This window comes from Rhizobium cerradonense, from assembly GCF_030182455.1.
GTDB lineage: Bacteria > Pseudomonadota > Alphaproteobacteria > Rhizobiales > Rhizobiaceae > Rhizobium.
The window spans coordinates 1-11401 of sequence record NZ_JAQJCK010000045.1 but is presented as its reverse complement, the minus strand read 5'-3'; the positions used below and the strand labels follow the sequence as shown (position 1 = coordinate 11401).

Sequence of the window (11401 nt, the reverse complement as noted above, 5' to 3'; positions counted from 1 at the left end):
TGGGGCCTGGCCTGGTCACCGGCGCCTCGGACGACGATCCGAGCGGGATCGCGACCTATTCTCAGGCGGGATCGCAATTCGGCTACATTGTGAGTTGGACGCTGATACTGACGTATCCGCTGATGGTCGCCGTGCAGATGATCAGTGCCCGCATCGGCCGGACCACAGGTCGGGGGTTGGCGGGCAGCATGGCCCAGTGTTATCCGCGCTGGGTCGGTGTGAGCGTCACCGTCCCGCTTCTGCTCGCGAATGTCATCAATCTCGGCGCCGATCTTGGAGCGATGGGAGACGCGGCTCATTTGCTGATCAACGGTAACCCGTTGATCTATGTCGCTGCCTTCGGTGTCATCTGCGTCCTCTTCCAGGTCCTATTGAAGTACAAGCGCTACGTCGCGGTCCTGAAATGGCTGAGTCTGGCGCTACTCTCCTACATTGCGACTCTGTTTGTCGTAAATGTCGACTGGTCGAACTTCACGCGCGGGCTGCTGCTGCCGACATTTAAGGCGGATCCGAATTATTGGTCGATGATCGTCGCGATCTTCGGCACGACCATCAGCCCCTATCTTTTCTTCTGGCAAGCCTCCCAGGAGGCCGAAGACCTGAAGGAGAAGCCCCGCGAGGAAGCACTGGTGAAGCATCCGCAAGAGGCAAAACGGGCCGAGACGCGGATCACCCTGGATACGCTGATCGGCATGGCCGCCTCCAATATCGTCGCGCTTGCGATCATGACGACGACTGCGGCGACCCTCAACAAGGCGGGTGCGACCAATATCGAGAGCTCCGTCGATGCTGCGAAAGCGATCGAGCCGCTCGCCGGGCACTTTGCCAAGATCATCTTTGCGACCGGCATCATCGGAACCGGTTTGTTGGCGGTCCCAGTTCTTGCCGGTTCGGCAGCCTATGCGGTCGGCGAGGCGGCACGCTGGAAGGTCGGACTGTCGCGCGAGCCTAGCGAGGCGAAGGCCTTCTACACCACGCTGGGGCTGGCGACGGCTGTCGGAATGCTTTTGAATTTTACGCCGATCGCGCCAATGAAGGCCTTGTTCTGGAGCGCAGTCATCAATGGGATCGTCTCGGTTCCCGTCATGGTGATCCTGATGCTGATCGCGTCCAATCGGAAGGTCATGAAGCAGTTTGTTATCGGAGGCGCCTTGAAAGCATTTGGCTGGGCCTCTTGCCTTGCGATGTTCGCCGCCGTGATCGGCATGGCCGGGACTGCACTCTTCTGAGCATTGGGCGCGAACTGCATGTCAAAGCTGGTCAGCAGAGCCATAAGAACTCGCGATCGAGTTCGCGAGAAGCCCGCTCTCGCGGACTTCTCATCTCGGCGTGTTTGTTTGCAAAGCGCAGCGCCGCCAGGAAGCCGAAGGTATCTCCGTTGCATCAAAACGAAATTGCCCGCCATCGGAGGACCTATTAAGATCTCCGCGAGGCTCGGCCTCGTCGTCGATCACGAGGCCCGCCTCTTCGAGGGAGACCGGCAATGCGCACCTACCATCACCTGATTGAGGGAGTGCTTCAACCTGAGGAGATCGATGAGCTCCAAAAGGTTTTCGACGTGGTGATAGAGCAGCCGTTGTCGTGTGGCATTTAAACGGGTTCATCCTCAATTTTTGTGACTCAGCGGCAGCATTCTCGCCCTCATCAGTTCTGGGCCGGCGCGACCGTACATTGCTCGCTTCAGCATCTTGAGGCGGTTGATCTGCCCTTCGGCTTGACCGTTGCTCCACGGGAGTTCGATTGCATTTTTGACGGCATCAATATCCCGGCGCACAACGCTGGCGAAACGCATGGCCAAGCCACGCATGATGGCGAACGCTCGAGAACCCTGCTTCAATGCATTGACCTTTCTGGCCTGACGATCTGTCAGCAGGCCGCGCGGTTGTATGCACAAAGCTGCAGCCACCACGGACGAGATCATATGGCCAGTGTCAGGATCGCGGATGGGTTCTGAAACATCTATATCCGGAGGCGGGTCGTCAGGTTGGATGTTTTCGACTTCACGCCACACCTTCAGCAAGCGCTCCAGATTGGAGCGGCTGCCCGTGTAACCGCGGTTCTTGATATCGTAAAACAGATGGCGCCCGACCCGGTTTCCATTTTTCCAGCATTCAGCCAGGAAAGCTTCAAAATACAGCGGCGATGTCGGATTCAATGCTGCCCGGTTTCTGTCTCGAGGTGCATTGGAAGCAAGCCAATTCGCGATGCTGCGGCGCTCGTATCCTGTCCGCCTTGCAATCTCGCTGTAGGTGAGGCCCTGCTGCCGCAACGCTTCAAGCGTGTCGAATATTTCCTGACGAGATTGCCTGTGCGCCAAGCGGGCACGGCGCTGTTGTGACCTGGCGCTGGCGATAGCATCTTCGGAGAGTATGGGTCTAACATGGGCGTGACCATAAACGCTCATCTGCTCCTTGATTGCCTCCCTGAGATTTTGAACCAGGTGAAAACGGTCAGCCACCTGGCGGGCCTGGGGCGCGCCCTCTCGGGCTGCCTGAGCATACAAACCACAGCGATCGCGGCTCACGACCTCGATCGTCGGACGCTCTTGCAACCAAAATCTTGCGCTTTCGACGCTGCGGTCCTCCAAGACATCGACGACCGAATGACGCTCAAGATCGACCATGATCGTCCCGTAACGCGAGGAATGCCGCCAGCTCCAATCATCGATGCCCACAACCCGAATAGTGTCTTTTTGTATGGACGCCGGATTACCGCGCTTCAATTGCCGCAAGATCGTGTCGTCGCTGACCGGCATGCCGAGCCGATGCATCAAGTTCTCTCCCGGATGACCGCCCATTCTGTGGCCAACCAAGCCCACAATTTCAGCCATCCGCTCAGTTCGTCGCATATAGGGTGCAGCAATCTCGGGCAACCTGTCGGTGAAGGTTCGTCGCCCGCATTTCCGGTGTCGACACTGCCACCGGTTCAGTGCGAGTCTGATTTTCACAGCTTGACCTTGAACAGGCAAGTCCTGGAGACGGCGGTTGTGCCAGCCGTGCCGGTGCCGACTTCGCGTTCCACAATCCGGGCAGATACCGACAGGTTTCGCAGCAGCGGACACGACCCAGTTTTTCTTCATCTTGAAGGGTGATACCCAGAATTTTGACCCCTGGGCCGGGTGACCATTTCAGCTGCGCTCGCATCCTCGCAGATAGCAGTCGAGGCGCTAATTCCTGTTAACCACAGAAATTGAGGAAGAACCCGGTTAAATGCAAAACGACACCATTGCCGTCGGAGCAGAGCGTCGTACGCTCCGCTCTGGCATAGTGGCCCGCGGAGAAGGATATTGAAGTTGCACAATTGTCTCGCGACCGATTTTTCTTCCGAAGACGACCTCAGACCTTAGAGCTCATAGCAGTTAGGCTTATGCCCCGATCAACGCACTCTCCTCCAGCACCAAATAGCAGCGAAGCGCGCTCCTAAAAACCTCGCGTGGAAACCCGGGGCTGGGAGGCTCAAATTTGCTTTAGAACGACCGGCGCGACGAGATCGAATTGGCACAATTCCGGCATTCATCTGTTCCCAACATTATTGCGGATTGAGAGCAGTCGCGGACGCTAGGAGCGGCTCGTCGTATCTCATCAAGCGCCCGGCATTGGCGAGAACAAGCAAAGTACTGAAATTGTGCAGGATCGCCGCGACAACGGCTCCTGCCCCTCCAAGAAAACCAAGGCTCGCCAATGCGACAATCGCGACAGTCCAGCCGAGGCCGATGATGACGTTGGTTTGCAATGTCCGGCGGCATAGTCTGCTAAGGCGGATGCACGTGCCAAGCCGTCGCAAATCGCTTCCGATCAAGATGATATCCGCGGACGCCAGTGCGACGTCGGCGCCGCCCGCGCCCATGGCGATCCCGACAGTGCCGGCCTTTAGGGCGAGCGAGTCGTTGATCCCGTCGCCGACGACAAGAGGTTTGAAGCCGCTTTTCGTTTCGCTCAACACGCGGTTCAGCTTGTCAGCCGGCAGGGCCTCAGCCAGGACGTCGTTTATGCCAATCTTCTGCGCCAGGGCTTGCGCGACGGAGTGACGGTCGCCGGTCAGCAGAAGCTGGCGATTGAGGCCGAGCGCCCGCAAATCCTTCATCGCGTCCGAGGCCTCCGGCTTGAGGGTGTCGGACAGCAATAGCCAGGCGACGAAGTCCCCGTCTATAGATATCCCGGCGAGCGGACCGTCGTGCACGGGAACGGAAGGAACGCCAACGGACATGCGTTCAAAGAGCTCGGGGCGGCCAAGAGCGACTTCGCCTGCGGCGGCGCTAGCAATTACACCCAGACCTTGGATTTCCCGGACATTTGTCAGCGGATCATAGTCGCCATGCGCGACGAGCGAAGCCATGGCGCGGCTGACAGGGTGGCTGCTGGCAGCCCCCAACGATGCCGCCAAAGCTAGGACAGCGTCCTGATCCGTATTGCCGATCAGTCTAATTTCTTGCAGCCGAAGTCGCCCGAAGGTGAGAGTGCCGGTCTTGTCGATGACCAGCGACCTCAGATCAGCGAGCTCCTCCAGAAATGCCGAGCTGCGGATGAGGATGCCGTGGCGTGCCGCGACCGCAATGCCGGCAATCGCCGTCGCCGGCGCCGATAGGACCAGCGCGCACGGGCAGGCGGCAACCAGGATCGCAAGCATGACCTGGTCGTTATAGGTGAGAAACCAAGCGATGGCGGCCATCGTCAACACGAAACCCAAATATTGCTGGGCATACCGTTCCAGCAGTCGGGTGATCGGCGGCTTTGCGCCTTCCGCGCGCTGCATCAGCGCGATGATCTTTCCAAGCGTTGAATCCTCGCCGATGTGAGTCACCTCGATCTCAAGGCGACCGTCTAGATTGATCGCACCGCCGAAGACATCCATGCCGGTGGAGACTTCGAGGGGCACGGACTCTCCGGTTATCGGCGCGGTGTCCAGGCTTGCCTCTCCCACCCGGACGCGACCATCGGCGGGAATGCGGTCTCCCGCTCTCACTTCCACCAGATCTCCCGGCTTCAGCGCGACATTATCGACTTCAAGCGTCCCGCCCTCCGGCGTGATAAGCCGTGCGTGGCTGCGGGTCAGACGCGCCAGCGCCTCCATCGCCTCTTTCGAACCGATGACGCTGCGCTCTTCCAGCACATGGCCGAATATCATGATGATCGGCAGAAGGGCGGCGGTCAGAAGGTCGCCCGTCGCCCAGGCGGCCAGCATGGCCAGGGCGATCAACTGATCGGTAATGCCATGCAGGCTCGGATGGCGCAGACTGTGCCAACCGGACCGGACGACCGGAACCGCGACGATCAGTGAGGCGACTGCCAGCAGGACCTGGCTCACTCCCTCTTCGTCTGACGCAAACCAACGCCAGGCAATGCCGAGCGCGAGCAGGCTCAAGGCGATCATGGCCAGGGTAAGTTGGAGTGCCGCTGCTTGTTTTTCCTTTGCAGTCAGCAGGCCGGTACTGAGCATATGGCCATGATGGTGCGCATGGTGATCATGGGAGCCGTGTGAATGATCCGTCGCAACGCTCATTTGTCGGCTCCTTGCAGAATGAGGCGTGCATCGTCTCGGGGGTCGACGGTAACCACCGAACCTGCCTGCGACAGGATTTTGGCAACGCGATCTCGATAAAGACGCCAGAGAAGACCCGGGTCGCTATCGGATCCTCGCGCGCCTGTCAGGCCTATGACGGTGGCCGTGTCGGCGCGCGCTTTTGCCAGCCGTTCGCTGGATTGCGCTTCTGCCACCTGTACGAGCCGGTCGGCTTCCTGATCGGCGGACTGCCTGGCCTTCTCGGCATCGTTTTGTGCCGAGGCAATCGCCTGCTCCGCCTGCTGGCTTGCCGTTAGCACCGCATCGAACGCGCTGACGGCCGCCGTCGGAAGCGCGGATTGAACATCGGCTCGATCGATCTCGATCCCGAGACTCATGCCTTTCGATTTCAGGGCGTCCAGGCTGGCGTTGATGTTCTTTACCAGATCAGCCCGCAACCGCTCGCGACGCGCCGTGATATCGCCGTCGGCGGCGACCAGTTCGGGGCGCGCAACCAGAATGCTATCCAGGTCTCGTGAGGCGCAGATCACAACGGCACTACGGATCACGAGACGATCCAGCGCGGGAAGCAGATGTTCCTCCTGCAAGACATAAGCGAAGGGGTCGGTCACTCGATAAAAGATGCGGATGTCGAGCTGAACGACACTGGCGTCGGCAGTTAATAGATATCCAGATCCTGCCCGGGCATCGCTCTCCGTCACGGCGTCAGTTTCGCTAGACTGAGCTGCGGGCGAGCGAAGCAATCCGTTGATCCGGCGTTCCAGTACCGTTGCCGCGTCGGGCAGAAGCAGGACCTTCTCGAAGGGCGCGGGCAGGGCCCACAGCAGGCCGGAGTCCTGCACGCGGTTCAGGGCGCCCAACCGCACAACAACGGCCCGGTTTTGCGGCGCAATCTCCCTGATGTTCGAAGTCGCCCAGCCCACGGCCGCAAGCACCATGATTGCAGACAGTAGCACGGAAACCACGTGAACCGCCTGGTGCTGCGCTGCCGAATTCCAATCCCCCACCGTGCGCATCTCTCTAACGCGCTCCGCCAGCCGATGCGGCAGTAGGGGGGCCGTCGACCAGCGCTCGGAAGGGTGCGGCATCTGTGCGAAGGACAAGGCGCGTATTGGAATTGACGATCGTGCCGAGTGTGTCGAGGGAGCGGAGCAATTCGTAGAGCTGCGGTGCACTCTTATAGGCCGTCCCATAGATTTGCGCCGCTTCGATGCGGGATTTTGCCTCTATCTCGGCAGCCCTCACGGTCGCATCCGCCTGCAAAATTCTCGCGTCGCGTTCGGCAGCGGAGCGGATTTCGGCGGCCTGGCGCTTGCCGACCGCCGCGCGTTCGGTGGCGATCGTCTCACGTTCGGCCCGCATGCGGTCGACCGTCGCGTTCAACGTCACCGAGGGCAGTGTCAGGCGTTCGATGCCGACATCGACAACCTGCAAGCCGTAGGCATCGTATAATTGTTTCTCGATCTGCGCTTTGAGCTGCGCTTCGAGGGCATCGATCCGGAGCTTGTCCGCATCAGGATTGATCAGCGACGACAGGTCGAAATTGCTCGCCGCGGTTTCGAGCGACGATCCGAGGAAGGTGCGGATTTGCGCCGCCGCCTGGTCCGGCTGGTTCCGGACCGAGCGGACGAAGCGCGTGATCGCCTCCGAATCGGGCGGGACCTGCCAGATCGCATAGGCCTGTGCGATGATCCGCAACCCATCCTTGGTTCCGACATCCTGCAGGCCGCTGGAGGTCGATTTTGCCCGCAAATCCACGTCGATGGTCTTTTCGAGGGGAATGGGAAGCCGAAAGGCAAGGCCGGGGTCGATTAGAACGCGGGCGGGATTGCCAAATCTGGTGATGATGGTTGCGGCCCCCGATCTTACCTGGACGAGGCAGGCGGCGATTAGAATAACCGCGACGACAATCACGGCAACGACCAGGCGGGACCACCGAAAGGGCATCGTTTCGTTGTGATCATCGCCTCGCGAATGATGATGATCGTGGTCTGGGTGCGGATGAGCGTGCGCGTCAGTCATGGGCCGGTTTCTTCGCTTTGGTAGGGAGTGTTAGGCTCTGCGCTCGTATCGGGATCGGTCGGCAACGTCATACTTCGCAGATCAAGCGTTGGAGCAATATTGCCTCCGATTCGGTGATCGAGGACGAGAGCCTTCGAATGGGATAGTCCCGTGGTCAATTGGTTGAAGTATTCCTCTGTCAGAAACGATTGGCCTGCCTCGCGAAATGCCGATTGCTCGGCCTGGAAGCGTAGTTTTGAGACCTGCGAAGCCGCTATGCTTTCCCGTGCGGTCGCCAACGCATTGTTCCGGACGAGGCTGGCATTTAATTGCGCAATATTCGCTTGTTCGGCTGCCCTGCCGCGCTCGCGTGCGACCAGCGCCTCCGTGCTGATCTCAGCTGCCTGGACGCCGTGAAAGGCATTGGCCGCGCCAGCGGGAGGGTGGATAGCCTCGATTACGACCGCGAGGATTTCGACGCCGCTGTTGAGATCGTCCATAGTCTTCTGGATGGCGGAGCCGATATCGTCGGCCAACGACGATCGGCTTTCGCTCAAGACATCATTGAGCGTTCTTGTGGCAAAGTCATGCACCAATACACGGTTGGCCGTGCTTTCAATCAAGACCGGCAGATCGGCGACCCGATAGGCGGCCTGCATCGCCGCCTGATCCGAAAGGCCGATGCGGTAAACGACCCGCACGTCCATGTTGACGATTTGAAAACCTTGCTCGCTGCCGCTGGCGATGACTTGCGATTTCTCGCTGATATGCGAGGCATCCCACAGCCGGTTGGCGCTTTCGGGCGCTGGCCCTTCGGCATCGGCCAGCGGTTCGACATTGCTGTTCGCGCTAACGGAGGTTGCCAGTTCATGCACGCTGCCGTTCTCGACAGGAATGACACGGCCAAACGGCCATGGAAGGCCGATATGGAGGCCGGAATGCAGGATGCCCTCGGCCTTGCCGAACCGCTCATAAACGCCTCGGTCGCTCATCGGAATTTCGCGCACGCCGCTCAACAGCCAGCCGAGAAGCAGTGTCCCGAGGATGATGGCTGGTGCGGTTTTTCGAATGAATGAAAAGGCCCAGATCTGCCGAAGGTCGATGCCGTGTTTGGATTGCAATTCGGATTGAATGCCGACTAAGGGCTGCGGCGGCCACTGGAGAATGCCGGTAACAACACTGGCGGCGATCAAAGCTGGCTCGCGGCTGTCGCTTTGCGGGCGGAACATGGCGGTAATCGCGCGGAGCAGCAACTCAAGCCCGACAAGCGTGACAAAGCCTCCCAGCGCCGCCAGCAATTTAATGGACAGTCCAGGCATGCGTGTGCTCAGGAGCAAGCAAAAACAAGACAGAACGAGCACAAAGATCGGCACGCGCGCCATTTGCGAGATTGCTTTAGCCTCTCGCCACTCCAGCGCATCGATAGCCGCGAGCCGTCTCTCTGTCACCAGCAGATGGAACGCGAAAGACAGGGAAATCGCAGCAATGAGAAAGCCCATCGTTCCGATCGATATGGCATTCGCATTCGGGCTCCAACCGGCATAGACGATCAAACATGCGAAGAGAGCGAGATAGAAGATCCGAAGCGGGCGGGTGCCGACGCGCGACATGAGGGACCGCCCCGCGAGGAATGCACTCCCACTCCATCGCTCGACCCAATCCGGCTCCCTCGTGTCCTCGGTCGACCACGGCGAGCTGACGACGGCAATGATCCATTGCATAGCTCGTCTAAGCGGTATGCTGGCAAGGCCGGCCTGCGCCCTGCGCCATCGTGCGATGTCGTAGGCAGATCGAAGACCGGTTCCAAAAACAATCAGTGCAGCCGCGTTGTCGCAGAAGAACGCGATCCAGACTGCGTTAAGGCTAAAGGTATTCGCAATCAGAGCGCCCAGCAAAAGCAGGGCCGCGAAGGCGGAGATGCTGAAGCCTTGACTCGCAAGATCATGCGCTTGAACCGCGGCAAATTGGAAATCTGCTCGGTCTTTGATCTCAGGAAACTGCTGAATATCGTCGGGATTAGTGTTCGGCATCGCCATACTTTACGCGTTCGTCCGTAGCGCATCGAAGAAAGATCTGCATCTGCCTCGCGAGCGTCGCGGCCCATTCGGCCGTCGAGATACGTTATTACGTATCGTCGTTTTATCTGCAAGGCTTGCCTTGACCCACGCAACGAAGAGGCGCCTGGCCCGGCGGGATGAACTAAGCTTTCGTTGAATGTCCGCTACTTGAGTGCTGATTGAAAGCATCGGAAAGTGTGACCAAGGTTCACATGACACCCGCAGGATCGAATTAACCGAAGCGGGGCAATCCTACTTCGGCACTGTCACGAGGCTCCGGTCGGAGCTTTCGCGGGAATCCGATGACATCATGCGCAGAAACGATACGAGCCGCCTCGTGGTCAGTTGCGGCGTGTCCTTCGCGAGCAAATGGCTGACATCGCCTCATGGCAGACCATCCTGGACGTCCACCTGGAAGTTACAGACGTCCCTATCGACTTTGGCTCCGGCCATGTCGACGTGGCGCTCCGCTATGGCAACGGGTAATATCCCTTCGCGTCGGCCGGGCGCATCACGAATGAGATCGTGTCGCCTGTGTGCTCTCCGGAATACTGCGACAAGATGGGCGGTGTCGATCGTGTCGAAGACCTGGCGAGATGCCAGCTGATCCACGAGATCGGCATGACCACCGCACGGGAGCGGTGGTTTGCCATGATGCAGCTGCCTTATCCAGGAATGCGTGGCCGGGATACAGCCATGGCAGCATTTCGATCGAGGCGGCCGTTTACCCCATAAAGCATGACGTCTGCTTTTAGCGCGATTCTGCCGTCGCAATCGTCGTGAACAGGAAGGCCCCGTAGTTCCAGTCCTATCAAGACGACAGAGGTGTCCTCCCAATCTTGCGACCTGTCCTCTCGCTGGTTATACTGTTTTTGAAAAAAAGTATAACAGGGAGCCGAGCTTATGAAGTCAATCGACCTCATGTATCAGACGATGCTCGCCGAGCTCGGTCAGCGCTCGCTCGATGCCGCTTGGACGGCCGATTTCCCTCCGGAGGGTCGGTTCACCCCGGCGAACGTTAAGGGGCGCAAGTACTGGTATTTCGACATCCCGGATGGACATGGTGGTACGAAACGTCGTTACGTCGGTTCCGCTGATGATCCGGTTATCGCGCAGCGCGTAGCTGATCATAAGCGGGACAAGGATGATCTACGCGCTCGCAGGCGCTTGGTAAATACCCTGACCCGCGAGGGCGGGATGATCGCCCCTGACGCCATGTCGGGCGATATCGTCGAGGCTCTTGCCGATGGCGGTCTCTTTCGGCTCCGGGGTGTTCTCATCGGCACGGTGGCCTTTCAGTGCTATTCAGGACTGCTGGGCGTCCGCCTTCCCATGGCTGCGATCCTGACCGGCGATGCGGACATTGCCCAGGACTATGCTATCAGTCGGGAGGTTGAAGATAGTCTGCCTCCGATCCTTGAGCTGCTGCAGGGCGTCGACGCTAGCTTCCGGCCAGTTCCACATCGATCGGGCTCCGCGGCCTCGTCGGCGTTTCAAAATGCCGACGGCTACAGAGTTGAGTTCCTGACGTCGAACCGTGGTTCGGATGACTACATCGATCAGCCGGCGAAGATGCCCGCTCTTGGCGGCGCCAGCGCGGATCCACTGCGCTTTCTCGACTTCCTCATAAGGGAACCCGTCAGGACAATGTTGCTCCACCGAAGCGGTGTCCCAGTCGTCGTCCCTGATCCGTCCCGGTATGCGGTCCACAAGCTCATAGTCGCCAGCCGCCGAAACACCGACGGGCAGGGGCCGGCGAAGCGTGAGAAGGATATCCGACAAGCTGCGCTGCTCTTCGAAGCTCTGCAGCAGACAAGGCGATC

Annotated in this window: 7 protein-coding genes; 2 read left to right on the top strand and 5 right to left on the bottom strand. The window is 59.4% G+C overall.

Annotation, left to right across the window (positions count from 1 at the left end; translation table 11 throughout):
- Positions 1 to 1229: Nramp family divalent metal transporter (locus PH547_RS33105; RefSeq protein WP_285170451.1), on the top strand; the 1229-nt coding region annotated here is incomplete at its 5' end.
- Positions 1230 to 1606: 377 nt separating this feature from the next.
- Here PH547_RS33105 and PH547_RS33100 read toward each other — a convergent pair.
- The 5 genes from PH547_RS33100 to hflK (PH547_RS33080) all read right to left on the bottom strand — a co-directional run bounded on the left by PH547_RS33100 (position 1607) and on the right by hflK (PH547_RS33080) (position 9242).
- Positions 1607 to 3079, bottom strand: coding sequence for an ISL3 family transposase (locus PH547_RS33100; RefSeq protein ID WP_285170450.1), 1473 nt, complete (start codon positions 3077 to 3079; stop codon positions 1607 to 1609).
- A 449-nt stretch (positions 3080 to 3528) separates the two neighbouring features.
- On the bottom strand, positions 3529 to 5499 hold the full coding sequence (locus PH547_RS33095; protein WP_285170449.1) for a heavy metal translocating P-type ATPase: 1971 nt from the start codon (positions 5497 to 5499) through the stop codon (positions 3529 to 3531).
- Positions 5496 to 6458 carry a protease modulator HflK gene (gene hflK, locus PH547_RS33090; RefSeq protein ID WP_285170448.1) on the bottom strand — a complete coding sequence of 321 codons (963 nt, stop codon included), beginning with the start codon at positions 6456 to 6458 and terminating at the stop codon, positions 5496 to 5498. The genes PH547_RS33095 and hflK (PH547_RS33090) overlap by 4 nt, the downstream gene beginning before the upstream one ends.
- Before the next feature lie 82 nt (positions 6459 to 6540).
- Positions 6541 to 7542, bottom strand: coding sequence for a protease modulator HflC (gene hflC / locus PH547_RS33085; protein WP_285170447.1), 1002 nt, complete (start codon positions 7540 to 7542; stop codon positions 6541 to 6543).
- The gene (gene hflK, locus PH547_RS33080) at positions 7539 to 9242 is read right to left on the bottom strand and encodes a protease modulator HflK (RefSeq protein WP_285170446.1); all 1704 of its coding nucleotides are present in this window, start codon (positions 9240 to 9242) and stop codon (positions 7539 to 7541) included. The genes hflC and hflK (PH547_RS33080) overlap by 4 nt, the downstream gene beginning before the upstream one ends.
- Before the next feature lie 1239 nt (positions 9243 to 10481).
- On the opposite strand from hflK (PH547_RS33080), the gene PH547_RS33075 reads away from it, so the two are divergent.
- A partial coding sequence (locus PH547_RS33075; protein ID WP_285170445.1) for a nucleotidyltransferase family protein occupies positions 10482 to 11401 on the top strand: 920 nt, incomplete at its 3' end.

Excerpts from the sequence above, each read along its gene's own strand:
- hflC (WP_285170447.1), bottom strand. The coding sequence starts at position 7,542 with ATGACTGACGCGCACGCTCATCCGCACCCAGACCACGATCATCATCAT.
- PH547_RS33095 (WP_285170449.1), bottom strand. The coding sequence starts at position 5,499 with ATGAGCGTTGCGACGGATCATTCACACGGCTCCCATGATCACCATGCG.
- hflK (WP_285170446.1), bottom strand. The coding sequence starts at position 9,242 with ATGCAATGGATCATTGCCGTCGTCAGCTCGCCGTGGTCGACCGAGGAC.
- hflK (WP_285170448.1), bottom strand. The coding sequence starts at position 6,458 with ATGGTGCTTGCGGCCGTGGGCTGGGCGACTTCGAACATCAGGGAGATT.
- PH547_RS33100 (WP_285170450.1), bottom strand. The coding sequence starts at position 3,079 with ATGAAGAAAAACTGGGTCGTGTCCGCTGCTGCGAAACCTGTCGGTATC.